The organism is uncultured Porticoccus sp., from assembly GCF_913061305.1.
Taxonomy (GTDB): domain Bacteria; phylum Pseudomonadota; class Gammaproteobacteria; order Pseudomonadales; family Porticoccaceae; genus Porticoccus.
In genome coordinates this window covers 69,150-95,636 of sequence record NZ_CAJXST010000002.1, presented here as the reverse complement: position 1 = coordinate 95,636, position 26,487 = coordinate 69,150, and the positions used below count along the sequence as shown (strand labels likewise).

Below are 26,487 nucleotides of genomic sequence, written 5' to 3'. Positions count from 1 at the left end.
GTGTCAGGCATAAAAACATCATGAGACGAAAACTTATATATTTATTGGCACTTTTATGCGGAGCATTGGCTATATATGAAGCATATGCAGTAGCAATCGCATATCAAAAGCTTCCTCATCAATTCGCCCCCTATGCTTCAGTATCGCCAAAGGATATTGGTTTAAGTGAAAAGCGTCAGGACATATTAGTAAAAATTCAAGATCCTACTTTTTTTGAGCATTCTGGAGTTGAATGGCCCAGCCCATTAACCACTACAACAATTACCCAAAGCCTAGTAAAAAAACTTTTCTTTAATAAATTTACGAAAGGTTTTAAGAAAATAGAGCAAACATTAATTGCACGATTTGTTGTAAATCCAAATATATCAAAAGAAACCCAGCTAACAGCCTTTATGTCTACTGCATATTTCGGCGAAAAAGACAGTAAGCAACTGTTTGGTTTTGATCAAGGGGCGCATTCTTGGTTCAATAAGCCGCTATCAGAATTAAGTGATGATGAATATTTATCACTACTTGCTATGCTTCCTGGGCCAAATATGCTCAAGCCAAATACAGTAGCGTCGAAAGAAAGGATGCGCCGTATCAAACAGGTATTAAACGGTGAGTGCATCTATGAGCATGTGTCTCAAATATACTTAGACCAATGTTCTGAGAAGTGATTATGCAATGCCTAAAAATCCGCTACACAAGGACAAAATTACTCGCTAGCGCTCGCAATTTTTCCTGTGAGCGGTGGAGTTATGCCCTTTTAAAATTACACACTTTGATTTTAAGAATAATGAGGAAATTATGAGCAACAAAGTACCCAATGTGATATTTAAAACCCGTGTCCGTGGTGAAAGCATTAACGGGAGAAATCCATTTATCTGGAAGGATATTTCAACGGAAGACGTATTCGCGGGTAAAAATGTCGTTATATTTTCACTGTCGGCTGTATTTACTGAGACGAGCTCTAGAACTCATCTGCCTGACTATGATGCCAAGTATGATGAACTGAAATCACTGGGTATTGATGAAGTGTACTGCTTAAGCGTTAGTGCGCCCTTTACCATGCTTCAGTGGGCGAAAAATTTAGGTCTTAAACATGTAAAAATGTTACCTGATGCACAGGGAAATTTTACTCGCTTGATGGGGATGCTGGTTAAAAAGAGCCCGGGTGAAGTGTCATGGCGTTATTCTGCCCACGTCATTGATGGGGAAATAAAGCAACTCTTTGCTGAAGCCGGGATGATGGATGATTGCCCGGAAGACCCATTCGAGTGCAGTGATGTTGACACAATGATTTCTTACCTAAAGAAATAGAGCATCACCTATAAAATGTTTACTGAAACAGCTTCCGGTGAATAGCCTGACAAGACATATTGTGTTTCCCTGCTACATGGGGCTGATTTGCAACGTTATGTTTATGGAGAATAACTGAACAATGAGGTTCTTATTTAGCCTTCTCGCTTTGTTAATAGCATTTCAGACTCATGGCAAGGAGTTACCCTCATGCATGGAAAACGCGCAAACGCAGTCAGAAATAAATCAGTGTGCAGGTATCAATTTGCTAACGGTGAGAAGCAAACTTGAGAACTTGCTTGAAAAAATCAAGTACGCCTACAAGTCAGCAAACCCTGAATTTTTGACAAAACTCGAAGTTTCCCAAAAAGCATGGGAAAAGAGCCTGAAAGCAGATATCGAGATGAAATATCCGCTTGAGGATAAACGCCTACAGTACGGTAGTGTTTACCCGATGTGTGCCAGCGGGTTTGAATCCAGGCTCGTACTGGCCCGCATTGAGTTTCTGAAAGAGTGGTTAAAAGGACATGAAGACGGTGACGTTTGTTCAGGCTCGATTATCCACAGTTACTCTATCCAAAGGGATTGTTCTGACATCGGAAAATAGCAATTGGCAAGCGACCATAACGCCCTTCACCATTGGCCCAGGGTATCAGTATCTGGCATACACACAGGGATTCATACTATATTCTGGCTGACATTGGACCGGTAATAGTTGGACGCAAAACCCCCGGCTATCGGCGACAAATCATCATCCATTTTTATTTTAATCAGCCCCTTTTTTGCAAGGAGGCCTGAACCCACTGGGCAATAGTATGTTCGATCAGCTAACACTTCTAGCCGAAAATTTTACCCTTTCAGACTCGCTGACAGGGCTGCTGGTGAATACCGGTTTTTTGCTGGCGGTAATCATTATTCTCAGGACGCTCACCGCACGCTTTATTCGTCACAAAGTGAAGGCTCCGGAGCTGAAAGGTCGCCTGCTGGCCAATACGCGCAACGGTTTTCTGTTGTTGATACTGCTGGGTCTGGCGATTATCTGGGGGGACCAGCTGCGCACTCTGGCGTTATCGATTCTGGCCATTGCCGTGGCCTTTGTGGTGGCCACCAAGGAGCTGATCTCCTGTATCACCGGCTCCCTGCTGAAAGGCGGCTCGGGGTCCTTTAACATTGGCGACCGGATTCAGATCAAGGATTTTCGCGGAGATGTCATCGACCAGAGCCTGTTGACCACAACCATTCTTGAAGTGGGCCCCGGATCCGGCGTCCACCAACGCACCGGCCACGTGATCGTGATTCCCAACGCGGTATTTCTCTCTGAGCCGGTGGTCAACGAAACCTTTTCCGAGCGGTACGACTTCCATGTGTTCACCGTGCCCTTCATGCGCGAGGATAACTGGCGCGCTGCACAGGAGGCCTTTCTCGCAGCGGCCAACCGGCATTGCCAGCCCTACCTGGAGTCCGTGCGCCGCCACATGAACAAAATTGGTGAACGACGGGGACTGGAAATGCCGTCGGTGGATCCTCGGGTCACGATTCAGGTGCCGGCAGCCGAAGAGATTCATCTGGTGATCCGAATCCCAACGAAGGCCGGTCAACGAAGCTATCTTGAACAGCTCATTCTTTCGGAGGTGTTCACCAACAACGACTTTTCCAGCAAGCCCTCCGAGCAAAAAACTGTCCGCGAGAAATAAAGAAGGCCCGCCACTGGCTGGCGGGCCTGACTCTAACTATTGTCATTTCAGACAGGAGTCCCAATCCAGATCAGTCGTCACGACTAATTTTAACGGGCTCCTGGCTACCTCGTTCAAAATAGACCTCAAGATCGCGACCGCGCGCATCGTCACCTTCAACCTCGATCCTATCTCTTCGATTGATTTTAACTTCTTCAATGTCAACAATGCCTGCCTCAGCAGCCGCTTTTGTATACAGCAACACATCGGCAGCTGTCATACCCCAGGCACCGTTGAGACGTTTTTCTCGTTCCTCATGTACGACGTCTGGACTACCGGCACGGGTTTCAAGTTCCACATGCCAGTCCTGATCTATCCAGCCCTCAATTTCCATACTTTTGGACCCTTCAAACTCAATGCTGGTGAAATGTGTAATGCCATAATCTGAGCCGACTATAATCGCCTGACTTATATTGCCCGCTGAATCAGCTGTATAGGCAAAAGGAGCCGCAGCCAGTGCCGCAATCGTCAGCGTTGTAAGTAACAGTTTCATGTAAATCTCCCGATTGATTGATCAAAACAGGGTCAGGTGAAGCACCGGGAAGAATCCCGAACACGACCTGCCCGCTTGATGGACAAAGTAACAAAACCAGCCTTGCATAACCCTGAGTAATATGTTCATAGTTCATTCATGTTCTCTTTGGCAGAATGTCCTTCATGAAACATCTTTTCAGCCAGTATTACCTGTCTTTCGCCCATCACCACCGGCGCCGGTCGCCGCGATGCAGGGGCCGCTATTTGCTGGCAGCCATTCTGACACTGGGCTTTATCGGCCCCGGCTGGAGTGACGATGATGATTGGCGACGGCTCCACGAAGATGTTCAAGCGGGCAAAATCAAGCCCCTCAATGAGATTCTGGCAAGCCTTAACACCCACTATGATGGCCAGGTCATCGATGTGGATCTGGAGGATGAGGACGGCGTGATAATCTACGAAATAGAACTGCTCGGACCACAGGGACAAGTGGTGGAATTTGAAGTGAATGCCGCCACGGGTGAACTGATTGGTATTGAAGGCACCAATATTCGCGGGATGACACGCCAGTGAAAGTCCTTTTGGTTGAAGATGACCAACCCCTTGCGGAGGCACTCGCCAAAGCTCTGCGGAATGTGGATGTGTTGGTCGAAATAGCACCCGACGGAAAAACCGCCGATTTTCTGGTGAGTGTCGAGCGCTACGATGCCATCATCCTCGATCTCGGCCTACCGGATGGCAACGGCGTGCAGTGGCTCTCGGGGTGGCGCACCCGCGGTATGGATCTGCCGGTCCTCATCCTCACGGCCAGAGAGCGCTGGTCAGACAAAGCCGCGGGGTTTTCGGCCGGTGCCGATGATTATGTGACCAAGCCATTTGAAACGGCCGAGGTATTATTCCGCCTGCGGGCCCTGGTTCGGCGCAGCCACGGGCATGCCCACCCGGTTATTACAGTGGGTGACCTGACACTGGATACCCACACGGGCCGATTCACCTATCTGGGTATGCCGGTATCGTTATCGGCACAGGAATTCCGCCTGCTCTCCTATCTGATGCACGCAGCGCCCCGGGTGGTGAGCCGAACCGAGCTTTCGGAACATGTTTATGACCAGGATCAGGAACCGGACTCAAACGTCATTGATGTACAGATAAGCCGGTTGCGGAAAAAACTGGACAGCGACTCAATTTGTACAGTGCGGGGACAGGGCTACTGTTTACCGGGCCATCCGACCGACCCATGAACCGACACTTCCTGCGCACACTGCCGATTGCTTCCCGCATGCTGGCCACCTCGCTGATTTTGGTGGTACTCGTTATCCCGGTTGCCGGTCTGCTGCTCTCCTACAATCTTCGCGAAGCCGTCAATACCGCATTCGATGAACGTCTGGAGTCCCTGCTGAACGTGGTTTTGGCCGGCATTGAATATGAACGGCAAACGGACACACTGGCCCTCAACCAGCGACTCGGCGATGCCCGCTTCGATCAGGTGTTCTCCGGCTGGTATTGGCAGATTTCCGACAACGCCTCCCGGGTTCTGACCTCCCGCTCTCTATGGGATCAGCGCTTGCCCCTGACAGCAAGCCCGCAACTGCAATACAACACAATTTCCGGCCCAAACGGGGAAACCCTGCGCAAGCTGGAGCGGGATGTGCGACTGCCAAGGCTCCCGGTCACCCTGCACGTTGCCGTGGCCGCTGACCTCAGCGAAGTGGATGCCGCACTGGCCCGCTTTGAGCAACTGCTCTGGCTCTCGTTAGTGTCACTGGGAATCTTGCTGCTGCTGGGCATCTGGTGTCAGTTGCACTGGGGACTGGAACCGTTAAGACGTATCCGAAGCAATCTGCAGGCAGTGGAAAGAGGTGACTGTGAGCGGCTCGACACCGACCTCCCCGAAGAGTTGAACAATCTGGCAACTGCCATCAATACCGTACTGGAACGCGACCGGCAGTTGATGTCCCGCGCCCGCACCGCAGCGGGCAACCTGGCCCATGCCATCAAAACGCCTGTCAGTGTAATGATGACGACAACAGAGCAACTGCCTGCCGGTCAGCGCGAGATCATGGCATCCGAACTGAAACGACTGAACGAGGCTGTGCGACACCACCTGGCCCGGGCTTCCGCCGCTGGCCCAGTGGTGCTGCGACCGAGAGTGACACTATCGGTGGCACTTGAGCCTGTCTTCAACGGTATCTCACGATTGGCCGAACGAAAGAACATCGCCTTTCAAAAACCCGAAATACCACCGCTGCAATTGCAAATCGATGCCCAGGACCTACAGGAAATTGTCGGCAATCTACTGGAAAACGCATTGCGCTGGGCCAAATCGAAAGTGGTGATGGCAATGTACAGTGAGGCTGACAACCTGCACCTCAGCATTATGGACGACGGGCCGGGGATGTCTTCCCAGGATCGTGATGAAGCTTTGCAACGCGGCGGCCGACTGGATGAGCAGCGCTCTGGCTCGGGCCTTGGGCTCGCCATTGTCAGTGAGTTGATCCAACTGTATGACGGGCAAATGCAATTAAAACCGTCACCCATGGGCGGCTTGCTGGTAACCGTATGCCTGCCCTGCCTGGCTGCTTGAAGTTGACGGACTGCCGAGATTCCCTGCCCCCCTCACCAGGGAATCTCCCTGCCCTGCCAATCAAGATATAACGCATGGCCAACCGGTGTCATATTTTCAACAATGGACAGCAACTGTTCCGCCACAAAATCGGCAGAAAACAGTTTGCCTGTCGGCACATTGCCCTGGAACGGTCTGGACAGCGCTGTGTCAGTGGTGCCTGGGTGAAAGGCCACCAACTGCACATTTTTTGCCCGCCTGGCATATTCGATTGAAGCGGTCTGAACCAGCATGTTCAGAGCCGCCTTGGAGGCACGATAGCTGTACCAGCCACCCAGCTTATTGTCACTGATACTGCCAACCCGGGCACTGAACAGTGCCAGGGTGCAGACCTGCTCACCGCGCAGCGGACCCACGAGATGCTTCAACCACAACAGGGGTGTGAATGTATTGGTCCTGAACACTGCTTCAACACTGGACAAATCTATCTCTTCAAGCCGCTTTTCGGGACGAACCCGGTCACCCTCGTGGAGCATACCGTTACAGATGAACACCCGTGAAAACTCACCGGGTTCATCATTGAGCAGTGCAACAGTCTCGGCGATATCCGCCTCTGAATAGTCGCACGTCAGCCAGTTCACCCGCGCCGACAAACCAACCTCGGCGGGACTGCGGCTGACGGCATAAATCCTCGCAATACGCGGATCCCCGCTTAGTCGGCAAATCAAACGCTGGGCAATGCCACTGGAGGCACCGATCACCAGGGCTTTTGAACTCATTGCTGCGCCCCCCGTGACCGATATGACCGGTCATCAACTACCCGGCTGGACATCTTCCTCATCGCCTGCCTGAGCCCCCTGTCGATCAATCGGCATGCGCCAGAGCTTGCCATCGCAGACAGAGAAATACGGGCAATCCCGCATACAGCCCCGGCAGGGCAACCTTTCAATAATTTGTTCAGAAGGTGGGGGCATCGCATGATCCTCTTTTGATGGGGGAGTGTACGCTGATATGTCCCGATCAGTTCAGCCTGTCGCGACCAACCATCTTCTGGCGGAGTGCGAATACCGACATTCATCCTCATCAGACTGGCTGCGTACTTTTTATCGTAAACCAATAGTTTTTATCACCGCCTTTGGATTAGGCTTGGCAACAGTTAAACTCGGTCTGGTTATGTAGCACCAGACCGAAAAATCAATAAGGTACGTAAACGCGTGGAACTTGAGAAGCTGGCACAACTGAAATCCGGCGACCCGGTACTTTTTGCAGAATTGGTTCGCGACCACCACCGCGCCCTCATAGCTCTCACCGTACCTATCGTCGGCATCAGCGAAGCCGAAGAAGTGGTACAAAATGCCTGGCTCAAGGCCTACCAGGCCATTAGCAGTTTTGCAGGCAAATCGGCAATCCGCACCTGGCTGGGCAGCATCGCCATCAATGAAGCAAAAATGCAGTTGCGTCAGAGGAAGCGGGAATCATTGTTCAGCGATCACGGCGATGAGAACCAGTATACGGAAGATAGCCTGGCACAAAGGTTTACCGAACGCGGTCACTGGCAGCACCCACCGGCCCATTGGCACACGGATTCTCCCGAGAGCCTGCTGACCGGTGAGCAACTGGCCGAATGTCTGGAAAAACTGCTAACCGCCATGCCGGACAACCAACGTTGTATTCTCGAAATGCGGGATGCCAGTGGGCTGCCTTTTGATGAAATCTGTAGCGAGCTGACGGTTTCTTCAGCCAATGCGCGAGTGCTCCTGCACCGTGCGAGAACACAATTGTTCAAACTTGTAGACCATTATGAGGAGACTGGCGAGTGCTGAGCTGCCGCGACTTTGTGAATAATGCGGATCAATTACTGGATCGCGATTTGCGTGTTTCCACACGTATCGCCGTGCGCATTCACCTGCTGCTCTGTCGACACTGCCGCCGTTATGTCAAACAGCTGGCCCGGCTGATCAAAGCCATCCCCTTTATGCACAACAAAGCCACGGAAGAGGAAGTGCGCAAAGTAATGGACTGTATTCATTCCCATGAAAACACCTGATAGCCGGATAAAAACACCCCGCCTCCGCCAAAAGTATCTGTAACAAATCCCCCTCGACAGCATCTATTAAGCAGATTACCGAATACCTTTGTTCCGTATTCCCTTTTAATGAAAATACTGATTGAACGGATGTAACTGGTAATCGCTCCCGTTATCGGTTGAAAAATAAGTCATCAAAACCTGTTACTGCATGTAACAAAAAATACCCGACCGCATCTCAATGCGGAGACACCCATAAACAAAGCAAGGAACTGACCATGAAAAAACCGACAAAAAATACGTTCAAATCGACTATTGGCATGGCTTTTATCTCCACCAGTCTGATCCTGCCTATGGCCAGCATGGCCGATAACCCCTTCGCTGCGACTGATCTCGGCAATGGCTACCAGCTTGCTGGCAAACATGCCGACGGTAAACCCGGGGAAGGTAAGTGTGGCGAAGGAAAATGTGGTGAGGGAAAAGCTGCCCCGAAGTCTGAAGAAGGCAAGTGCGGCGAAGGGAAATGCGGTGAAGGAAAAGCTGCGCCAAAGTCTGAGGAAGGCAAACCTAGTGAAGGAAAGTGCGGTGAAGGGAAATGTGGCGGCAAATAATTCGCCAGCTCCCTGCTAATTTCACATACCAGAAGGGCGGCCAAGCGGTCGCCCTTCATCCTTCCTGTTCCCGAATATTCAATTCTATGGGTAAGACCTTATGAGCACAGCGCCATTCATTGACAGGGTTCGCAGAGGACTCGACGCAACCGGAAAAGCCGATTTTATTGCCCCACTGCTGTTACGGTTTTTTCTGGCACCGATTTTCATCACGGCAGGCCTGACCAAACTGCTCGCCTTCGATAGCACAGTCAGCTGGATGGGCAACCCGGACTGGGGGCTGGGGCTGCCTCTCCCCTGGCTGATGGCAGTTCTGGCCACCGCCACAGAGCTGGTTGGCGGATTCCTGCTGTTGTTCGGGCTGGGGACACGGCTGATTGCTATCCCGCTGATGGCCACCATGTTGGTGGCCGCCTTTGCGGTTCACTGGCAAAACGGCTGGTTCGCGATTGCCCCCTCGGACCCGTCAACCAGCATGGCACTTCCCCTGGCCGCCATCGGTATACCGGCAGCGGAGCAGAGTCTCGAAAACAGCGAGGCAGTGGGTGAACGATTGTCAGCTGCCAGGCAACTTCTTAGGGAACACGGCAACTACTCCTGGCTTACCGGCAAGGGCAACATTGTCATTCTGAACAATGGCATCGAGTTTGCGGCCACCTACTTAATCATGCTGCTGTCACTGTTTTTTACGGGCGGCGGCCGCTTCTGCAGTGCAGACTACTGGATAGGTCGCCGATGGCTCAATAACAGGGACTGATGTCCGGCGTCTGCCGTTCATACTGTTCAAGGGGTAGCCAGCACAGACTACCTCAGCACTCCGAAACAGGAAAATATCCGCTCAGGGGTTAAATTACCCTAGAATAGCGCCGGTATCAGATGTTGATGATCGCTGTTCGGGAGGAGACGTGTATGGAGGTGGACCATGTTGTCAAAGTGGTCGATATGGGTATCGATACCCACCAGGAATCCGTGGTGTACATGCGCAAGGATTCACCGGTTTGCCTCTCAGAAGGGTTCTCCGCCAGCAGCCGCCTGACTCTGAAAAGTAATGGTCACTCGCTGATTGCCACCTTGAATGTGGTGGACAATCACATTCTTCCCGAGGGCTGTGCAGGCCTGTCAAAGGTCGCCATGCATGACCTGCAGATCAAAAGTGGCGACAAGGTGAAGATTCATAACGCACCCTTGCTGAACTCACTGAGCCTGGTCCGCAAGAAAATTTACGGCCACAAGCTCAGCGAATCCGACATCAAAAGTATCATCACGGACATCAGCGGCCACCACTACACCGACGTTGCCATTGCCAGCTTTCTCAGTGCCTGTGCGGGCAATAGGCTGGATGTTGACGAGATTATCAGCCTCACCAAGGCGATGGTGGAATGCGGCAAACAGCTCGAGTGGCCGGGCCACCTTCGTATTTTCGACAAGCATTGCATCGGTGGGTTGCCGGGCAATCGCACCACACCGATTCTGGTTTCTATCGTCAGTTCAGCCGGACTGATTATCCCGAAGACGTCCTCACGGGCGATTACCTCGCCATCGGGTACCGCAGACACCATGGATACCCTGACCAACGTCAACCTCAAGCTGGAGGAAATCCGCCGTGTGGTCGGTGCCACCGATGCCTGTCTGGTGTGGGGCGGCGGGGTCAGCCTGAGTCCGGTTGATGATCTGATGATCCGGGTGGAGCGGGCACTGGACCTGGATGGCGAAGGCCAGATGATTGCGTCGGTGTTATCCAAAAAAATAGCGGCGGGCTCAACCCATGCGGTAATCGATATACCCGTTGGCGCAACCGCAAAAATAAGAACCCGGGAAGAAGCCAAAAGGCTGGCTTCCATGTTCACCCTGGTGGGTGCCGCCTGCGGTATTCAGCTGCGCTGCCTGATTACCGATGGCAGTGCACCAATCGGTTATGGCATCGGACCGGTTGAGGAGGCCCGGGATATTTTATCTGTACTGCAATGCCAGGCCGATGCACCTCAGGATTTGCGGCAACGTTCGCTGTTTCTCGCCGCCAACCTGCTGGATATGGCCCAGGCCAACGGTGTTGATGCTTGCATCGATCAGGCCAGGGAAATACTGGACAGCGGGCAGGCATGGCGACAGTTTCAACGTATCGCCAAGGCCCAGGGCGGCCTGAAAACCCTGCCCAAGGCCCGTTTCCAGCATATTGAGACGGCCGACCGGGACGGCGTAGTCACGGCAATAGACAATCGCAGACTTGCCAGAGTGGCGAAACTGGCCGGAGCACCGACCGATCCGGCAGCGGGGCTTCGTCTGGCGGCCTCACTGGGGGAGCCTGTCACAAAAGGACAGCCACTCTTTACCCTCTTTTCAGAGAGCCAGGGAGAACAGGATTATGCACTGGCTTTTTACCGGGATAATGGCCCTGTGTTTACGATTGGGGAGTCGTCATGAACCCTGCCGGCCAGCATCCGCCCCTGTTGTTCTCCCTTGATGGCCACCCCCTGCTGGCACCCCTCTGCCATGAACTGGCAGGAAGCCGGGGAACACTCGAGACCCGCCTGTTTCCGGATGGGGAAACCTATCTCAAAGTTGCCACACCAGTGGCCGGTGGCCACTGCATTGTAGTGGCCAATCTGGCCAACCCGAATGCCAAGTTGCTTCCGCTGATATTTCTGCTGGAAACCCTGCGGGAATTGGGGGCAAGCTCGGTGGGACTGGTGGCCCCCTACCTGTGTTACATGCGTCAGGACTGCCGTTTTCATGAAGGCGAAGCGGTCACCTCGCGATTGTTTGCCCGCCTGCTGTCGACCCATATCGACTGGCTGGTGACAGTGGACCCACACCTTCATCGCTACCATTCGCTTGCCGATATCTACACCGTGCCCAGCGTCAGGGTTGAAGGTACAACGGCTCTCACTGACTGGCTGACCAATCAAGCTTCCCTGTTACTGATCGGGCCGGACAGCGAGAGCGAACAGTGGGTATCGCGGGTTGCCCTGGCCAGCGGTCATCCCTATGTGATTGGCGAAAAACAGCGGCACGGCGACCGCGATGTGGTGGTCACACTCCCCGACCTTTCAGGCTATCAGGATCGAACCGCGGTGATCATCGATGATGTCATCTCCAGCGGCCAAACCATTCTGAAGTGTCTTCAGGCGGCGCGGCAACAGGGTATCAGCCGGGTTAAATGCGCAGCGATCCACGGTATTTTTGCCGACAACGTCGATGAGCGGCTGATGCAGTCCGGACTGACGGAGCTGGCCACCTGCAACACCATCCCCCATGCCACCAACCGTATTGATGTGACACCCCTGCTGGTTCCCGCCATTCAGCAATGTTTGGGAATCGGGGGCAATCAGGGTTCTGGCAACAGATAAACGGGTCAGGCCACCCTGGCAACCACCGCAAACAACGGGTCGCCGGACGGCGGACTCCGATCCATCAGCTCAATCTGCCGGTAGCAACCGGCCTCCTCAAGAAAGGTCTTGATCAGATAGGCGCGCTGCTCATCATTCAGATACAACCAGGCAGCAGTCGCCTTCGATTCAAAGTAGCGATTTGAATAGGTGATAATCAACGGGGCACCGGGCTTGAGCACCCGACCCACATCCCGCAACACCGCGACGGGATCCGTCAGATAATCAATCGAGACACAGATCAATACGACGTCAAATTCCCCGTCGATAAACGGCAGTGAGGGGTCACGATTCAGATCGTGCACGACCCACTGGTCGAGCTGTGGATTCCGCGCCATCTCCCGGTCGTTCATGCCCAGACCGACCACGCGACTGAGCGCCAGTTCCTCGGGCAGATGGCTGAGCCAGCTGCTCATCAGATCCAGCACCGCCATCCCGGCAGACAGGTATTCGCGGTACAGTTCAGTCACCCGATCAATCGCATCGGGATCAATATGGCTGACAAAACGCGGAATCCGGTAGAACTGGTCATCCGGGGCCTCGTCCATGCGCCGGAAAGTGCTGTCGGTCAGCTGGATTTTATACTTCTTGTCGAAACGCATGAACAGCAGACTAAACCAGACCCGATCACCGGTAAACCCTTCGGTTCACGAGGTACTGGGCACTATTCTCAACCGCTGCAAAGTGCTACGTTTAATAGCCGAATAATAATTCACCGGGAACGCCCTCCGGTTTTGTCACTGTCGTGGTTAGAGCAGACCTTATGAAAATATCCACCACCCAACAGGGCAACCCTGCCAACCGAAAAATTGATCCACGTTTCGAGGCGGCCCTCGAGGCAATTGACCGGCAACACTTTATCAATTGCGAAAATGGATCGCTGGTGGCGGGGCAAAGCATTCCCACCACAGAAGTACTGAAACAGATCTTCAGTGTGCTGACTTTGCCGAACCATCCCAGGGTACTGCATGTGGGTGCAGGACTTGGTTATCCCTGTGCGGTGCTGGCCAAAATCGCCAGCAAAGTCGTCGGTATCGAAAAAGTCGCCTCCCTGGCCGATGCCGCAATGGACAAACTCAGCCAGCTGCAACTGAAAAATGTCATTGTGCTGCACGGCGAAGGCGAAGAGGGTTCGGCACAGTTTTCGCCCTTTGACATCATCATGGTCACCACGCCCGGCCTCAAGACGCTCTCGGCCCTGCTCCACCAATTGGCCCCGGGCGGTCAGCTGGTGTGTGTTGAACGAACGGAATCGACACTGTTGAAACTGGTCAAGTACGTTCAGGACGAGCAGCAGAAAATCCATCGTATCGAACAGGGGCTGGTGAGCTTCGACAACAAAAGCGACCAGACCCTGATTGAACTCGGCATCGTCAACCGGGAAATTCTCAACGAGGCGAAAATCCGCGCAAAAGCCAACAACAGTCTGATTATCGACGAAGTCCGGCAACTGATTAATGTGGATGATCTGGCGTTATACCGCTCCCTGGCCAAACGCAATGACCTGGAGCTGGGCAACGTCGATATTTTGCTCAGACGACTGGACCCCGCCATCTTCAACCGGTTTTCCCAGGCCTTTCTCGATCATCACCGCCTGATACCCCTGTTTACCGATCACGATACCCTCAGGGTTGCCACCAGCGACCCGGATGCCTCGATGGATGAAATCCAGCAGGTTTTCCCTCGGCACAGGCTCGTAAAAATCCTGGTCACACCGACGGATTTCAGACGTCTCTGGTCCGCCACTGACCTCTCGGTTCAGGCTCACACTACCCCCTTGCCCGACTATGAGGAAAAGGTCCTTGCGGAGAAAGATCAGGATCTGCTGGGCAAGGCCAAGCCGGAGGTGGGCGCCCACCTGATCTCGCTGTTTGAAGCCATGTTGCTCGATGCCGTGGCCGAGCGCGCCAGCGACCTGCACATTGAGCAGTATCATCGCACCGTGAGAATCCGCTTGCGGGTGGATGGTGAACTGCGTGACCTGCCGCACTACGAGATCACTCCCGGCGAACTGCGTGGTCTGATCAACGTGATAAAGCTCCGTGCCGACCTGAATATCGCCGAACGCCGTTTGCCCCAGGGTGGCCGTTCGCGGCTGCGGGTGGGGGACGCACTGTTCGATTTGCGGATTCAGGTACAGCCCTCACTGCACGCCGAGCATGTGGTCATCCGCCTGTTGCCACAGAATTCCGAGCTGATCAGCATTGACAAGCTCGGGCTGTCCAGTGCCATTGCCGACAACTACCGGCGGCTACTGCGCAACCCCGCGGGTCTGGTGCTGGTGGTTGGCCCCACCGGATCGGGCAAAAGCACCACACTGTATGCCGGCCTGCAGTTACTGGCCGATGATGGCGCCCGAAAAGTGATTACCGTGGAAGACCCGATCGAATACTCCATTACCAATATCCAGCAAACCCGGGTCAGGCCGGAGATCGGCTTCAGCTTTGCCGATGCCATGCGCTCCTTCGTCCGCCAGGATCCGGATGTCATTCTGGTGGGTGAAATCCGTGACAACGAAACCGCTGTCGAAGCCATGCGGGCCTCTCAAACCGGCCATGTGGTGCTCTCTACCCTCCACTGCAACGATGCCGTCGACGCCATGCAACGGCTCTATGACCTGGGCGTTCACCCGAACTCACTGGCCAGTGAACTACTGGCGGTAATCGCCCAGCGGCTGGCAAAGCGTATTTGCCTCAACTGCCGGGTTCCGGCCGAGCCTGATGAGGCCATTCTTCAGGAGGTGTTTCCCGATGGCACTCCCCACAGTTTTCGCTCCTTTATCGGCAAGGGTTGTGAGCAGTGCAATGACAGCGGCACCCACGGCCGCATGGGGGTTGTGGAATACCTGCACGTCGACCCCGAGCTGCGCAATGCCATCGCCCGCCAGATTCCGGTGGGAGAGCTGCGCAAACTGGCACTGGACTGCGGACTGGTAACCATGCGCGACAGTGCCCTGGACCACGTTATTCAGGGCAACATTCCTCTCTCCGAATTACCCCGTATTCTCCCGGCCGAGCGGATGGCACCCGAAGCCCGCTGGCAGTGGGAAAAACCCTCCTGAGACATTGATCATGAATGACAAAGCCATACAGAGGCCCAGCGCCGAGAACCTCTACCGGGACGAGCTGGAACGACTGATTGACTGGGATCCGGGCCCGGCACCACCGGGCTGGAAGATGTCTCCATTCGCTGTGGAAAAATTTATCCTCGGCGATGACAAACTGGGGATTCAGCGAAAATTTGTCGCCCAACGGGAACTGGTGACACGGATTATTATCAGTCTCGCCACCAACCGGGGAGCCATGCTGATCGGCGAGCCGGGCACGGCCAAATCCTGGCTGTCGGAATTATTGGCCAGCGCCATCTCCGGCCAATCCACCCTCACCATTCAGGGCGGGGCCATAACCAATGTCAGCCAACTGCTCTACAGCTGGAATGAAGCCCTATTGAAGAGCGCCGGGCCCACACCCGATGCGCTGATTCCCAGCCCGGTTTATCAGGGCATGATGGAGGGCCAGCTGGTGCGTTTCGAGGAAATTGCCCGCTGCCCGCAACACATCCAGGATGCCATGCTGTCGATCATGTCAGAGAGGCAGATCCTGGTGCCTGAACTCGGCCGCGAAAACGGCGTCCTTTTCGCCCGCGAGGGCTTCAATATCATTGCCACCTCCAACTCCCTGGACCAGGGCGTCAATGCCATGAGTGCCGCCCTCAAACGTCGCATGAACTTCGAGACCATACCGCCGATTCGTGAGTTGCAGGATGAAATCGAGGTGGTCGCCAGTGAGTCGGAAAAACTGATTCGCCTGTCCGGTGTCGATGTGAAGCCCGATGCCCAGATCATCGACGTACTGACGACGATTTTTCACGAACTGCGCAACGGACAGACACTGGATGGACGCAGCACCGACCGGCTGGCTGCCACCGTGATGTCCACCGCTGAGGCCGTGTCTGTGGCCCACGCCATGGGGGTCCACGCTTACTACTACCGCAATGGCAAGATGGAGATGGGCGACCTGGTGCACTTCCTGATCGGGGCGGCCCTGAAAGACAACAAAGACGACCGGCGGCGCATGAAACACTATTTTGAAACCGAAGTGGCCGTCAAGGAAGGCGCGCACTGGCAAGCGGTATTTGAACAGCGGCGGTTACTGTAAATCCTGTGCAAATGAGGCAGGGGCTAAAACTGCTCTCAAAGATCCAGATATCTGAAGCCACTGTCAGCGGTGCCCGAAAGAAGCCGTATCAGAATAATCAGCGAGGCATAAAAAAAAACCGGTCAGTGCGTCGAGAAACCACCCCGGCAGCCGATATATCACAGGTTTTTGAGCCAACCTGCCATTACCTTTTACCCATTCGGCTATTTACAAACCACCCTTCTCTCGCGGATCGCATCGCCAAAGGCCCTGAATAGCGCAGTATAAAAAACGTCCTCCGGGTATTGCCACTCGGGGTGAAATTGCACACCAACGCCGAAGCGGCTGTAATCGGCCAGTCGCACGGCTTCCACCAGTCCATCGGGAGCGACAGCTTCCACTTCCAGGCCTTCTGCCAGCCGGTGAACGCCCTGGCTGTGAACCGAGTTGACCCGCACTTCCATGGAATCGGCGAGGGTGGCCAGCAGCCCGCCGGGCGTCAGGGCAATACTGTGGGCGTAATCGTACTGGCCCTCTCTGGGAAGACTCCGGTCTTCCCGGTGATCGAGCATCCCCGGCACTTCATGCACATACTGATAGAGTGAACCGCCAAGGGCCACATTCAGTTCCTGCATGCCGCGACAGACCGCAAAGAGCGGAATGTTTCGTTCGATGGCGCGGCGAATCAACGGCAGGACGGTGGTGTCGCGCTGGGGGTCCAGCAGGTTACCGGAACGACTTGGCTGGCCATAGTACTGCGGGTTCACGTTGGAAATATTGCCCGTTAGAAACAGCCCATCCAGCGAATCCAGCACCTCATCCGGGGCACAGATGTCCGCGAGGGAATGCAGATCCCGGCCGGCACCCACCGCAGGCAGCAGAACCGGTCTGACGCCGGCACCATGGGCCAGAGCGTTGATATATTTTTCGCCGCTGCCATGAAAGGGATGCAGCCCCTGCACCACCACATCACAGGGAATACCCACCACTGGCCAGTGTCCAGCCATGTTCACCTACTCCTGAATTGCGTGTGGATAATCCACCACATCTGATTTGCATTCCCTGTTTGCACTGTCAAATAACACCCTCTGCCTTCAGCTGCTGCAGGGCAGCTTCATCCAGTCCCAACAACTCGCCCAACACCTCGGCATTGTGGCTGCCCACCTCGGAACCGGGCCAATTGGTGTTGCCGGGGGTCTCGCTGAGGCGGGGGATCATCGCCGGAATTTTCAGCGGCTCACCATTGATTTCCACCTGCTCAAACAGGCCCCGCGCATTGAAGTGGGGATCCGCCAGCATATCGCCGGCGTGATAAATCGGCCCCGCAGGCACCCGCTGCTCCGCCAACAATGCCAGCAGTTCTGCACTGGGAAGTTCGCGGCACCAGGCCGACAAGGCGCTGTCGATCTCCTGCTCGCACTGCACCCTGCCGGCATTATCGGCGCAGCGGGGATCCTCTGCCAGATCCGGTCTGCCCGCCGCCAGCATCAAGCGTTTGAAGATGGAGTCGCCATTGCCGCCGATCACCACGTACTTGTCATCGGCACAGCGGTAGGTGTTGGTCGGTACGATGCCGGTCACTGTGGTACCGGAGGGTTCACGGACAATACCGGCGCCATCGTATTCCGGCACCACGGCCTCCAGCAGATTGAACATCGCCTCGTAGAGCGCCACATCCACCACCTGCCCCACCCCGCTGGACTGTCTGGACAGCAGCGCCAGCGCCACACCGAATGCCGCATGCAGCCCGGCAATACTATCGCCAATGCTGAGATTGGGCCGAACCGGAGCCTCGCCGGGAAAACCGTTCAGATAACGAAAGCCACTGATCCCTTCACACACCGAGGCAAAACCGGGTCTGTTTGCATAGGGGCCGGTCTGCCCATAGCCGGAAATACGGGTGTAGACCAAACCGGGATTGGACTGTTTGAATTGCTCCGGCCCCAGCTCCCAGGCTTCCATGACCCCCGGCCGGAAATTCTCGATCACCACATCGGCCCCGTCGATCAGCTGCTTTGCCAACTGCCGCCCCCGCGCCGTCTTCAAATCCAGGGTAATACATTTCTTGTTGCGTCCGAGACTTCGCCACCACAGGGATGTGCCGTCCCTGACCACCCGCCAGTTGCGCAGCGGGTCGCCTTTCCCCGGCGGTTCAATCTTGATCACTTCAGCCCCGAAATAGGCCAACAATGCCCCGGCGAAGGGGCCAGCCAATAATTGGCCGAGTTCGATCACCCGATATCCCGACAACGGCTTCATCTCAGTCACAGATTTCTCCCGGTTATAACAACACGGCCAACAGCACGGGTACAGCAACCAGCGCCATGACCGTGGAGGCCACGACAATACCCGCCACTGCAGTCGGCTCCTGGTCATACTTCAGGGCCAGCAGATAATTGAATACCGCCGCCGGCATAATGGCCTGCAGCAGCACCACACCCCGGGCAGTGCCGGTGATATCCAGCCACTCGACCACCAACCAGGCCATCACCAGACCACCGCCAATTCGCAGCGTCGAGTAACCCAGACTCCGCCACCATCCCGACGTGCTCAGCGTAGAGAGGGAAACACCCAGCGTGATCAGCATCAGTGGAATGGTGAACCCGGCCAGCAGTTCGACAGACCGGTCAAGCCATTCCGGCAAGGCGATATCACCCACCAGAAGAACGAGTCCAATAATGACCGACAATATCAACGGCTGAAAGGCAAAGCCTTTCAATATTGACCAGATATTGCCGGATTGTCTGTCGAGCAGCGGGATACCAAATACCATCATGGCAGTCATCTGTACGATGAAAAAGCCCACCGCCAGCGCCAGCCCTTCCTGGCCAAAGGCAAACAGGCAAAGCGGCAACCCCATATTGCCATTATTGGGAAACGTCACCGATGGCAGCAGCGCCCGGATATCGCCACCAGTGGCACGAATGGCCCCCCAACCCAGCAGCGCTGTACCTGCCAGCACAAGTGCCGCGGCACCGGCAACCTCGGCAAATTCCGACCCTGAAATCTGCGACTGGCTGATCGCGGAGACCACCAGACAGGGCGCACCGATATTCATCACGGCACGGGTGACAAACTCTGCCGCGTAAGGCACCCGGGAGCGGCCCCAGCAATAACCAATGGTGATGGCGATCAATACTGGCGCCATCACATTCCAGAGAGCCAGAAACATTATTTGTTGATCCCCGATGATTCATCTGTCCGCGGCGTTATACTGCACCTGTGCAGCACGTGAAAGTGCAACATACCGCAAGGAACTTTCACCTGCCAGCCATCTCTAAGACCGCTAGCATTACTGGGCTTTTCACTATGGGGTATCCACTAAAATTTACTGTCGGCGCGTTGATGCTACTGCTTACCTTTGGCAATCTGCTCATTGCTCAAGCTGATACCCCGGCTGACCCACCGGAAACGGGCACTGTTGAACAGGGCACTGAACAACACAAACCCGCCCGCCAGACTATCGAGAGCGCCCCGACTCAGGACGAAACCGTCGCCCTGGCAGAAAAGCCCGACCTCCAACCAACCGAAGCCGCCGAAGCCGCCGAAGCCGCCGAAGCCGCCGAAGCCGCGCAGATTATTGCCGATTACCAGTCGGCTATTGACCGGCGCGAAGCACTGGCCGGTCCTTTTGATCCGGAATTATCCGAGTTGACCTTTGCTCTGGGCAATACCCTGCAGCGCCAGAATCGTCTGGAGGAGGCTATTCAGGCCTTCCGTCATGCCATGTACGTGAATCGCGTTAACAACGGCGTTTACAGCCTCTCCCAGGAACCGATGTTGCGCGGCATTATCAATACCCACATCCAACTCGGGTTCATCACTGAAGCCGCCGAAGCCTACCAGAAACTACTCTGGCTGCACCGCAAAACCTATGGTGCCGATGATCCCCGCACACTTCCGCTGCTGGACGAAATCGGCCAATGGCACTTGCGGGCCTACAATGCCCGGGGGCGCAGAGACGATATCTACCATCTGAATATTGCCCATGGCGTCTACAATCAGGCGCTGGCCATCACCGCACAGCAACACGGAGAGGATCATCTCAGCATGACCGGGCTACTGTACAACTCGGCAATGACGGACTACTACCTCGACAGGCATCAGAAAAAGTACGCCAACAGTTGGGAGAATACGGACCTCCTGTCTGAGCGGTTTCAGCAGGCGCGCTGGGTGGCCGACGACCCTTTCCTCAGCAAAAACTATTTTCAGAACGGTCGCCGGGCGAATGCCAGAATGATCGATATTCTGGAACAGGATCCCACGGCATCAGCGGCCGCTAAAGCCAACGGTTATATCAAAACCGGCGATTGGCTGATGCTATTCAATCTGACCGGCCCGGCCATTGACGCCTACCAACAAGCCTACCGCGTCTTGCAGCAGACGAATGACACGGCACTGATTACCGACTTGCTGGGTGAGCCGAAAATGCTGCCCAGACCGATCGATTCGGGCATCATGGCGATTGAACCCGTGGTCACTGACCAAACCACCCCTGCCGAACTCTCACCAGAACAACCGGAAACCCCAATGCCTGACATCACGGAAGCTGTGACCAACCCGTCAACACCTGAAGCCTATGTGATGCTTGCCGTTGATATCTCCAAAAAAGGCCAACCCCGCAAAATCACGACATTGAGTGTTTACCCGGAAGGTGGCGATGGGCTGGAAAGTCGGGCAAGGAAAACCATTATTGATACCAGATTCAGACCGCGCTTCGACAATGGCCAGCCCGTGCCAACCGAAGCATTGCCGGTCAAGGTCCTGATACAGTAGTCTGCCACTGATGAATCGATCATTTCTCATAATTCTACTCAGCGTTGGCCTGCTCGGTGCGACGGGGTGTCAGAGTCCGACCCAGTCCCCCACTGCGCAGTCGCAGCAGCCACCACAACCGCAAGCCCAGTCCCCGGCGGCAGAGGAGACCAGCGAGCAGGACAGTCCTCCGGAAACCGCTTCGACAACAGGCGCGAGCCAGTCCAGTGACACCAGCGAGCCCAGCGAAATGAGTGAAGCCAACCCCGATCAGGGTAGTCCCGCAAGCCAGGCACCGCCTCCCCCAGGTGGCGCCCTCAGCACAGATGAAGAAATTGCGGTTCTCGATCAACAGCTGGATGCCTCCATGGCTGAATTTGACGGTATGATCATGGATGCACGGGCCGCCGCTGCCGAGCGGGAACAGGACAGCGACAGTGAAGGCGCACCTGCCGGCGCGGGAGGCCCGCTATTTGAAGAGGCCGATATCACCGAGGAGCTCGGGGGCGGCCCATTGGGAAAATCAGGGAATGAGGAAGCCAGTGGCCCGGACGGCGCCAGCGAACCGCCATCGGGACAAGCCACCACCTATGGTGGAGACGGTGCAATCATCGGTCGCAGCGGAGGCAGTACGGTTCCTGAAAATATTCCCGATGGTCGCGACGACGACATTGTGGCCCGCCAGATCCGCGAGGCAGCCATGAAAGAACAGGACCCGGTGTTGAGAGAAAAGCTCTGGGATGAATACCGCAAATATAAAGAGGGGCGATAACAGGTTGGCCAGCTGGAAGTGTCTATTACAACGGGTCTTCGTTCTGTCTGCGCTGCTGTTATTGGCGGCCTGCAGCACCAATCGCGTCACTAGTACAGTCGTGACCCCCCTGGAGCAGCAGACTGCGCCAGTGGTTGAATCACAGTTACTCGACCTGGCGGTGCTGCCTTTCGACCCCGGACTGGAAAATATCGAATCGGACGATACCAGCGTCTCGCCAACCGTACGCACAGCCGAAGCACAGTACCTGCCAAACCAGCTGGCTGCGACCATTCAGAAAACCGGCGCCTGGGGCGCAGTGCGATTGGTACCCGGCAGGGAGACGGTCACAGAGGTCTATGTGGCCGGGAAAATTGTCGACTCCAACGGCGAAACACTGGCACTGGATATCACCGTCACCGATTCCAGCAACCGCCACTGGTATACCAAGTCCTACACCGAAACGGTGGGCAACTATGCCTACAACCGGCAAAACCAGTTACAGCGAGACCCGTTTCAGGGCCTCTATAACCGGATTGCCAACGACCTGCTGGAATACCGTCAGCAGATGAGTTCGGCTAATGTCAAAAAGCTGCGCACCATAGCGGAACTGCGTTTTGCGCGGGACTTTTCCCCGGAGGCATTCAGCGACCATATCAGGGAGACACCGGGTGGCCAACTGGAAATCAGCCGTCTGCCGGCAGAGAATGACCCTATCCTGCAACGCATCCGGCAGATTCGCCAGCGCGACTACCTTTTCATCGATACCATGCAGGAACATTACGACGCCTTTACCCGCCGCATGGACAGCCCCTATCAGGAATGGCGAGCCGCCAGTTATGGTGAGCTCGTGGCGCTCAGAGAACTGAAACGCCAATCCCGCAATCGCACTATCGGCGGGGTAGCCGCGATTATCGGTGGTATTCTGGCCTCCGGCAGCAACAGCGGTTCCGGACGCGCTGCCGGGGCAGTGGCTATCGGGAGTGGAGCCCTGCTGGTAAAAAGCGGCCTGTCAAAAAGAGCCGAACTGCAGATCCATGAGGACACCCTCGCCGAGCTCGCCCAATCGCTTGAAGCCGAGATAGAACCGAGGGTCATTGAGCTGGAAGATCGCACAATCACCCTGACCGGCAATGCCGCCGCCCAATATGCACAGTGGAAAACCCTGCTGCGGGAGATTTACCAGGCCGAACGCGGTGGAATTTAAGCCCCATGAGTACAAGTAACGACCAGGACCCGATCAGGCCGAGCGACATAGCATTTACTCCCGTCACCGCCGCCGACAGCGGCAAGGCGGATAACCTGCCCTGGCAACAGCGACGCGCCAGCTGGGTGGCACTGGCCATCTGTGTGCTGCTGGCACTGGTGGTGATCTTTGTACTTCCGGCACTGGTTCAACCGCCGGACACCCCCCCCGTGCCAATTGCATCTGACCGCACCGCCACCCCGACGGCGGAATCACCGTTTCGCGACGCACAGTTAGCCACAGCGAGGCGTGCGGCACAGGATGTACTGAGCAAGATCCTGGAAAAGCAGGCCTTTCTCGAGAGCAAAAATGTAGAACTCTGGGACAGGGAAGCCTTTGACAGGGCGCTTGCGGTTGCAGCAACCGGCGATACCCACTATCGCCAGCGCGCCTTCGATCAGGCACAGGGCGCCTACCAGTCAGCCCTGGATCAACTCACCGCACTGGAAACGGCGATCCCTCAGCGGGTCAGCGACGCACTGGCGGCGGGACAAACCGCGCTCAACAACGGTGATGCCGAGGAAGCAACCCGGCAGTTTGAACAGGTGCAGGCCATTGCGCCGGATAATGCCGAGGCGGCCCGCGGCCTGGCCAGAGCCGAGGTACTGGACCAGGTCATCGAGCTGGTGGCGGAGGCCGCCATCGCCCGGCAAAACAACGACCTGTCCCAGGCCAGAACCCTCTATCGGGAAGCGCTGGCACTGGACGCTGACCACGCTCCCGCTGCTGCCGGTCTGGAAGCCGTCAATGCCAAAATCCTGGACAACCGGTTTAATGAGGCCATGAGCCGTGGTTACACCGCACTGGAACGCAACCAGCTGGACAGCGCAAAAACCGCGTTCAAACAGGCACTGCAACTCAAGCCGGATGAGCCGGCGGCCCGCAGCGGGCTCACTCAGGCATCCAGTGCCGCCACCAAGCAAACCCTTCAATCCCTGCTGAGCCAGGCCACAGCGCTGGAAAGTCGCGAGCAGTGGCATCAGGCCCGGGATACCTACGCCAGGGTTATGGCGATAGACAGCTCCGTGATGGAGGCCCGGCTGGGGCAGATTCGCAGTGCGGCCCGCGCACAACTGGACGACCAGATTCGGGGCATACTTGATCAGCCGCTGCGCCTGTCATCCGATAACGTACGACAAGAGGCTCAACGGATTCTGGCTGATGCACGAACCATCAAGTCTCCCGGCGCCAAACTGAAGGAACAGATCAGCCGCCTGGATCAAACGGTGACCACAGCGACCACCCCGGTTCAGGTGGAGCTGGTGTCCGACCAGGACACCCTGGTCACACTCTACCGAGAGGGCGAACTCGGTAAGTTTCAGCGCAAGCAGATCTCACTGATTCCCGGAAAATACGTCGCAGTGGGAACCCGTCGCGGCTATCGGGATGTCCGGGTGGAGTTCCAGCTTGGCCCGGAGGGACTCAGCCAACCGGTAGTAGTGATCTGCAAGGACCCGATCTCGTGACCGATCATCAGCAACAGCCACAGGCTATCGAACCGGCAACCTTTGTACCCCTGGGCGAGACCGCTGCCAGCAGACGTTTCACCATCAAACCCCTGACGGGCATGATCGTCGCAGCACTGCTGATGAGCGGCCTGATTCTGGGGTTTTTGTTCACGGCCAAATCGGTGGTCGTACAAGTCAGCCCCGCCAGCGCTGATCTCTCGATCAGCGGCGGCATCACGTTCAAGCTGGCTGACCACTATCTGATTCGTCCGGGGGATTATCGGATAAGCGCCACGGCTGAGGGCTACCTCCCCTTCCAACAAGCCTTTTCAGTCGGCCCCGACAAGCATCAGTTGCTGGAACTGGCGATGGCTAAAAAACCGGGGCATCTGGACCTTTCCAGTACCCCCGCTGGTGCAGAGGTACTGGTAAACGGCGAACCTGCGGGAACAACCCCCCTGACGGTTCGCGACCTGCCGCCGGGCGATCACCAACTGGTCATCCAGGCCCCGCGCTATTCCCCCGCAAAAGACACCGTGACCATCGTCGGCCTGGATCGCACCCAATCACTGGCGGTGACCCTGGCACCGGCCTGGGGGCAGGTTCAGTTAAGCTCCAAACCCAGCGGGGCGGAGGTCATTATCGAGGGCGAATCGCGAGGTCGTACCCCCCTGGTCACAGAACTCCTTGCCAAGGGCGAGGATGTCCGTGTGCAGCTGGAGGGGTTCAAGACCTGGCAGCAAAAGCTGCGCGTCGGCGTGGGTGAAACCCTGACACTACCAGAGATCATTTTCGAGCCCGCCGATGCAACCGTCTCAGTGACCAGCTCACCGAACGGCGCTACCGTGACGGTAAACGGTGCCTATCGGGGCGTCACACCGGTGGATCTGGAATTACCGCCAGACCAGTCACACCAACTGTCCTTTTTTGCCAACGGCTATGTCACCAGCAAACAGGCGCTGACGCTCTCTGCAGGCGAGAAAAGGCAACTGTCGATCACCCTCAATGCCAGCATGGGCAAAATCCGGGTGTCCGCCAATCCGGCAGATGCGACTGTCTGGATCGACGGGGTAGCAAAGGGCAAACCGGGCCAGACCTTCAGCCTACCCGCCCGCCCCCACCGGATAGAAATCCGCAAGCCCGGCTACGCCACTGAAACGCGCACCATCACGCCAAAACCCGGACTCGATCAACTGGTACAGGTAAAGCTGCTCACTGAGCAGGCCGCCAGGTGGGCCAACACACCCACCAGCATTACCAGCAAGGCGGGGCAGACATTGACACTATTCCGACCCGAGGGCACCTTCACGATGGGCGCACCGCGCCGTGAAACCGGTCGAAGGGCCAATGAAGTGTTGCGCGATGTGCAGCTGACCCGTCCGTTCTACCTCGCTACAAAAGAAGTGACCAATCGGCAATTCAAGCAGTTTGCCCGTCAGCACAGTTCGTTGCATGTGCGCGGCACAACACTGGACCAACCGGAGCAACCGGTGGTGAATGTCAGCTGGGATCAGGCTGCCCGCTATTGTAACTGGCTGAGTGCCAGAGAAAATCTGCCACTTTTCTACAGGGAGTCCGGCGGCAAGATCACCGGTACCAACCCCGCTGCAAACGGCTACCGCCTACCCACTGAGGCGGAATGGGCGTGGGCGGCCAGGGCCACCTCCGGCGATGCAAAACGCTTTGGCTGGGGACAGCAGTTTCCACCGGCCGACGGCGCCGGAAATTTTGCCGACAGCAGTGCTTCGAGAATGGTTGATCAGGTGCTGACCGGTTACAACGACGGTTTTGCCGTCTCTGCACCGGTGGGCAGTTTCTCCGCCAATCACCGGGGGCTCCACGACCTGGAGGGCAATGTGGCAGAGTGGGTCAATGATTATTATGGTATTGAATTCAGTCTTGGTAGCGGCGCTGAAAAAGATCCCACCGGACCGGCTTCCGGTGAATTTCGCGTGATTCGCGGGGCCAGCTGGCGCCACGGCAACATCATTCAATTGCGGCTGTCCTACCGCGATTACGGTCTCGATGGCCGGGACGACCTGGGCTTCAGGGTGGCACGCAATGTGGAGTGATAACC

General features: G+C 55.9%; 27 protein-coding genes. 20 read left to right on the top strand and 7 right to left on the bottom strand.

The window, feature by feature from the left end:
* Window positions 1–20: 20 nt before the first annotated feature.
* The 4 genes from QZ516_RS02540 (at window position 21) to QZ516_RS02525 (ending at window position 2,975) form a co-directional block, all read left to right on the top strand.
* Complete coding sequence (locus tag QZ516_RS02540) at window positions 21–659, top strand: transglycosylase domain-containing protein (RefSeq protein WP_297185779.1); 639 nt, start codon at window positions 21–23, stop codon at window positions 657–659.
* A 130-nt stretch (window positions 660–789) separates the two neighbouring features.
* Window positions 790–1,302, top strand: a complete 513-nt coding sequence (locus QZ516_RS02535) for a redoxin family protein (RefSeq protein ID WP_297185776.1) — start codon at window positions 790–792, stop codon at window positions 1,300–1,302.
* Between the two features lie 193 nt (window positions 1,303–1,495).
* Window positions 1,496–1,888 carry a lysozyme inhibitor LprI family protein gene (locus QZ516_RS02530; protein ID WP_297185774.1) on the top strand — a complete coding sequence of 131 codons (393 nt, stop codon included), beginning with the start codon at window positions 1,496–1,498 and terminating at the stop codon, window positions 1,886–1,888.
* Window positions 1,889–2,096: 208 nt separating this feature from the next.
* A complete protein-coding gene (locus QZ516_RS02525; RefSeq protein ID WP_297185771.1) occupies window positions 2,097–2,975 on the top strand; it encodes a mechanosensitive ion channel domain-containing protein in 879 nt (292 codons plus the stop codon).
* Window positions 2,976–3,045: 70 nt separating this feature from the next.
* Here the strand turns inward: QZ516_RS02525 and QZ516_RS02520 are convergent, their stop codons facing one another.
* The gene (locus QZ516_RS02520) at window positions 3,046–3,507 is read right to left on the bottom strand and encodes a hypothetical protein (RefSeq protein WP_297185769.1); all 462 of its coding nucleotides are present in this window, start codon (window positions 3,505–3,507) and stop codon (window positions 3,046–3,048) included.
* Window positions 3,508–3,671: 164 nt separating this feature from the next.
* On the opposite strand from QZ516_RS02520, the gene QZ516_RS02515 reads away from it, so the two are divergent.
* The 3 genes from QZ516_RS02515 to QZ516_RS02505 are packed head-to-tail and all read left to right on the top strand — an operon-like array spanning window position 3,672 to window position 6,072.
* The gene (locus QZ516_RS02515; RefSeq protein WP_297185766.1) at window positions 3,672–4,061 is read left to right on the top strand and encodes a PepSY domain-containing protein; all 390 of its coding nucleotides are present in this window, start codon (window positions 3,672–3,674) and stop codon (window positions 4,059–4,061) included.
* The gene (locus tag QZ516_RS02510) at window positions 4,058–4,729 is read left to right on the top strand and encodes a response regulator transcription factor (protein ID WP_297185763.1); all 672 of its coding nucleotides are present in this window, start codon (window positions 4,058–4,060) and stop codon (window positions 4,727–4,729) included. The genes QZ516_RS02515 and QZ516_RS02510 overlap by 4 nt, the downstream gene beginning before the upstream one ends.
* Window positions 4,726–6,072, top strand: coding sequence for a HAMP domain-containing sensor histidine kinase (locus QZ516_RS02505; protein WP_297185759.1), 1,347 nt, complete (start codon window positions 4,726–4,728; stop codon window positions 6,070–6,072). The genes QZ516_RS02510 and QZ516_RS02505 overlap by 4 nt, the downstream gene beginning before the upstream one ends.
* A 32-nt stretch (window positions 6,073–6,104) precedes the next feature.
* Here the strand turns inward: QZ516_RS02505 and QZ516_RS02500 are convergent, their stop codons facing one another.
* Both QZ516_RS02500 and QZ516_RS02495 read right to left on the bottom strand, forming a co-directional pair.
* Window positions 6,105–6,830 (bottom strand): SDR family NAD(P)-dependent oxidoreductase, encoded by a 726-nt coding sequence (locus tag QZ516_RS02500; RefSeq protein ID WP_297185757.1) that lies wholly within the window; start codon window positions 6,828–6,830, stop codon window positions 6,105–6,107.
* Window positions 6,831–6,863: 33 nt separating this feature from the next.
* Window positions 6,864–7,025, bottom strand: a complete 162-nt coding sequence (locus QZ516_RS02495; RefSeq protein WP_297185755.1) for a hypothetical protein — start codon at window positions 7,023–7,025, stop codon at window positions 6,864–6,866.
* A 240-nt stretch (window positions 7,026–7,265) separates the two neighbouring features.
* Between QZ516_RS02495 and QZ516_RS02490 the strand changes: the two genes are divergently transcribed.
* The 6 genes from QZ516_RS02490 to QZ516_RS02465 all read left to right on the top strand — a co-directional run bounded on the left by QZ516_RS02490 (window position 7,266) and on the right by QZ516_RS02465 (window position 12,035).
* On the top strand, window positions 7,266–7,874 hold the full coding sequence (locus QZ516_RS02490) for a sigma-70 family RNA polymerase sigma factor (protein WP_297185753.1): 609 nt from the start codon (window positions 7,266–7,268) through the stop codon (window positions 7,872–7,874).
* A complete protein-coding gene (locus QZ516_RS02485; protein WP_297185751.1) occupies window positions 7,868–8,098 on the top strand; it encodes a hypothetical protein in 231 nt (76 codons plus the stop codon). The genes QZ516_RS02490 and QZ516_RS02485 overlap by 7 nt, the downstream gene beginning before the upstream one ends.
* Window positions 8,099–8,355: 257 nt before the next feature.
* The gene (locus QZ516_RS02480) at window positions 8,356–8,688 is read left to right on the top strand and encodes a hypothetical protein (RefSeq protein ID WP_297185749.1); all 333 of its coding nucleotides are present in this window, start codon (window positions 8,356–8,358) and stop codon (window positions 8,686–8,688) included.
* Between the two features lie 100 nt (window positions 8,689–8,788).
* Window positions 8,789–9,445, top strand: a complete 657-nt coding sequence (locus QZ516_RS02475; RefSeq protein ID WP_297185746.1) for a DoxX family protein — start codon at window positions 8,789–8,791, stop codon at window positions 9,443–9,445.
* A gap of 152 nt (window positions 9,446–9,597) precedes the next feature.
* Window positions 9,598–11,109: a thymidine phosphorylase family protein gene (locus QZ516_RS02470; RefSeq protein WP_297185743.1), complete on the top strand. Its 1,512-nt coding sequence runs from the start codon at window positions 9,598–9,600 to the stop codon at window positions 11,107–11,109.
* A complete protein-coding gene (locus QZ516_RS02465) occupies window positions 11,106–12,035 on the top strand; it encodes a ribose-phosphate diphosphokinase (RefSeq protein WP_297185740.1) in 930 nt (309 codons plus the stop codon). Before QZ516_RS02470 ends, QZ516_RS02465 begins: the two co-directional genes overlap by 4 nt.
* A gap of 5 nt (window positions 12,036–12,040) precedes the next feature.
* On the opposite strand, the gene QZ516_RS02460 is transcribed toward QZ516_RS02465, so the two are convergent.
* Window positions 12,041–12,676: a class I SAM-dependent methyltransferase gene (locus QZ516_RS02460; RefSeq protein ID WP_297185737.1), complete on the bottom strand. Its 636-nt coding sequence runs from the start codon at window positions 12,674–12,676 to the stop codon at window positions 12,041–12,043.
* 161 nt (window positions 12,677–12,837) lie between these two features.
* Between QZ516_RS02460 and QZ516_RS02455 the strand changes: the two genes are divergently transcribed.
* Together QZ516_RS02455 and QZ516_RS02450 are read left to right on the top strand one after the other, a co-directional pair.
* Window positions 12,838–15,135, top strand: a complete 2,298-nt coding sequence (locus tag QZ516_RS02455) for an ATPase, T2SS/T4P/T4SS family (protein ID WP_297185734.1) — start codon at window positions 12,838–12,840, stop codon at window positions 15,133–15,135.
* Window positions 15,136–15,145: 10 nt separating this feature from the next.
* Window positions 15,146–16,231 (top strand): AAA family ATPase, encoded by a 1,086-nt coding sequence (locus QZ516_RS02450; protein ID WP_297185731.1) that lies wholly within the window; start codon window positions 15,146–15,148, stop codon window positions 16,229–16,231.
* A 203-nt stretch (window positions 16,232–16,434) separates the two neighbouring features.
* On the opposite strand, the gene QZ516_RS02445 is transcribed toward QZ516_RS02450, so the two are convergent.
* The 3 genes from QZ516_RS02445 to QZ516_RS02435 all read right to left on the bottom strand — a co-directional run bounded on the left by QZ516_RS02445 (window position 16,435) and on the right by QZ516_RS02435 (window position 19,382).
* Complete coding sequence (locus tag QZ516_RS02445; RefSeq protein WP_297185729.1) at window positions 16,435–17,217, bottom strand: gamma-glutamyl-gamma-aminobutyrate hydrolase family protein; 783 nt, start codon at window positions 17,215–17,217, stop codon at window positions 16,435–16,437.
* Between the two features lie 67 nt (window positions 17,218–17,284).
* Window positions 17,285–18,469, bottom strand: a complete 1,185-nt coding sequence (locus tag QZ516_RS02440) for a CaiB/BaiF CoA-transferase family protein (protein ID WP_297186427.1) — start codon at window positions 18,467–18,469, stop codon at window positions 17,285–17,287.
* Between the two features lie 22 nt (window positions 18,470–18,491).
* A complete protein-coding gene (locus QZ516_RS02435) occupies window positions 18,492–19,382 on the bottom strand; it encodes an AEC family transporter (RefSeq protein ID WP_297185727.1) in 891 nt (296 codons plus the stop codon).
* Window positions 19,383–19,555: 173 nt separating this feature from the next.
* Between QZ516_RS02435 and QZ516_RS02430 the strand changes: the two genes are divergently transcribed.
* The 5 genes from QZ516_RS02430 to QZ516_RS02410 are packed head-to-tail and all read left to right on the top strand — an operon-like array spanning window position 19,556 to window position 26,482.
* On the top strand, window positions 19,556–20,986 hold the full coding sequence (locus QZ516_RS02430) for a tetratricopeptide repeat protein (RefSeq protein ID WP_297185724.1): 1,431 nt from the start codon (window positions 19,556–19,558) through the stop codon (window positions 20,984–20,986).
* 10 nt (window positions 20,987–20,996) lie between these two features.
* Window positions 20,997–21,737 carry a hypothetical protein gene (locus QZ516_RS02425; protein WP_297185721.1) on the top strand — a complete coding sequence of 247 codons (741 nt, stop codon included), beginning with the start codon at window positions 20,997–20,999 and terminating at the stop codon, window positions 21,735–21,737.
* Window positions 21,738–21,741: 4 nt separating this feature from the next.
* Window positions 21,742–22,923: a hypothetical protein gene (locus QZ516_RS02420; RefSeq protein WP_297185718.1), complete on the top strand. Its 1,182-nt coding sequence runs from the start codon at window positions 21,742–21,744 to the stop codon at window positions 22,921–22,923.
* Between the two features lie 5 nt (window positions 22,924–22,928).
* On the top strand, window positions 22,929–24,428 hold the full coding sequence (locus tag QZ516_RS02415) for a hypothetical protein (RefSeq protein WP_297185716.1): 1,500 nt from the start codon (window positions 22,929–22,931) through the stop codon (window positions 24,426–24,428).
* Window positions 24,425–26,482 carry a PEGA domain-containing protein gene (locus QZ516_RS02410; protein WP_297185713.1) on the top strand — a complete coding sequence of 686 codons (2,058 nt, stop codon included), beginning with the start codon at window positions 24,425–24,427 and terminating at the stop codon, window positions 26,480–26,482. The genes QZ516_RS02415 and QZ516_RS02410 overlap by 4 nt, the downstream gene beginning before the upstream one ends.
* Window positions 26,483–26,487: the final 5 nt, after the last annotated feature.

Coding starts and splice junctions, on each gene's coding strand:
- QZ516_RS02530 (WP_297185774.1), top strand. CDS start 1,496: ATGGAAAACGCGCAAACGCAGTCAGAAATAAATCAGTGTGCAGGTATC.
- QZ516_RS02500 (WP_297185757.1), bottom strand. CDS start 6,830: ATGAGTTCAAAAGCCCTGGTGATCGGTGCCTCCAGTGGCATTGCCCAG.
- QZ516_RS02515 (WP_297185766.1), top strand. CDS start 3,672: ATGAAACATCTTTTCAGCCAGTATTACCTGTCTTTCGCCCATCACCAC.
- QZ516_RS02415 (WP_297185716.1), top strand. CDS start 22,929: ATGAGTACAAGTAACGACCAGGACCCGATCAGGCCGAGCGACATAGCA.
- QZ516_RS02505 (WP_297185759.1), top strand. CDS start 4,726: ATGAACCGACACTTCCTGCGCACACTGCCGATTGCTTCCCGCATGCTG.
- QZ516_RS02540 (WP_297185779.1), top strand. CDS start 21: ATGAGACGAAAACTTATATATTTATTGGCACTTTTATGCGGAGCATTG.
- QZ516_RS02425 (WP_297185721.1), top strand. CDS start 20,997: ATGAATCGATCATTTCTCATAATTCTACTCAGCGTTGGCCTGCTCGGT.
- QZ516_RS02520 (WP_297185769.1), bottom strand. CDS start 3,507: ATGAAACTGTTACTTACAACGCTGACGATTGCGGCACTGGCTGCGGCT.
- QZ516_RS02440 (WP_297186427.1), bottom strand. CDS start 18,469: ATGAAGCCGTTGTCGGGATATCGGGTGATCGAACTCGGCCAATTATTG.
- QZ516_RS02465 (WP_297185740.1), top strand. CDS start 11,106: ATGAACCCTGCCGGCCAGCATCCGCCCCTGTTGTTCTCCCTTGATGGC.
- QZ516_RS02460 (WP_297185737.1), bottom strand. CDS start 12,676: ATGCGTTTCGACAAGAAGTATAAAATCCAGCTGACCGACAGCACTTTC.
- QZ516_RS02480 (WP_297185749.1), top strand. CDS start 8,356: ATGAAAAAACCGACAAAAAATACGTTCAAATCGACTATTGGCATGGCT.
- QZ516_RS02475 (WP_297185746.1), top strand. CDS start 8,789: ATGAGCACAGCGCCATTCATTGACAGGGTTCGCAGAGGACTCGACGCA.
- QZ516_RS02495 (WP_297185755.1), bottom strand. CDS start 7,025: ATGCCCCCACCTTCTGAACAAATTATTGAAAGGTTGCCCTGCCGGGGC.
- QZ516_RS02435 (WP_297185727.1), bottom strand. CDS start 19,382: ATGTTTCTGGCTCTCTGGAATGTGATGGCGCCAGTATTGATCGCCATC.
- QZ516_RS02470 (WP_297185743.1), top strand. CDS start 9,598: ATGGAGGTGGACCATGTTGTCAAAGTGGTCGATATGGGTATCGATACC.
- QZ516_RS02430 (WP_297185724.1), top strand. CDS start 19,556: ATGCTACTGCTTACCTTTGGCAATCTGCTCATTGCTCAAGCTGATACC.
- QZ516_RS02535 (WP_297185776.1), top strand. CDS start 790: ATGAGCAACAAAGTACCCAATGTGATATTTAAAACCCGTGTCCGTGGT.
- QZ516_RS02455 (WP_297185734.1), top strand. CDS start 12,838: ATGAAAATATCCACCACCCAACAGGGCAACCCTGCCAACCGAAAAATT.
- QZ516_RS02450 (WP_297185731.1), top strand. CDS start 15,146: ATGAATGACAAAGCCATACAGAGGCCCAGCGCCGAGAACCTCTACCGG.
- QZ516_RS02525 (WP_297185771.1), top strand. CDS start 2,097: ATGTTCGATCAGCTAACACTTCTAGCCGAAAATTTTACCCTTTCAGAC.
- QZ516_RS02445 (WP_297185729.1), bottom strand. CDS start 17,217: ATGGCTGGACACTGGCCAGTGGTGGGTATTCCCTGTGATGTGGTGGTG.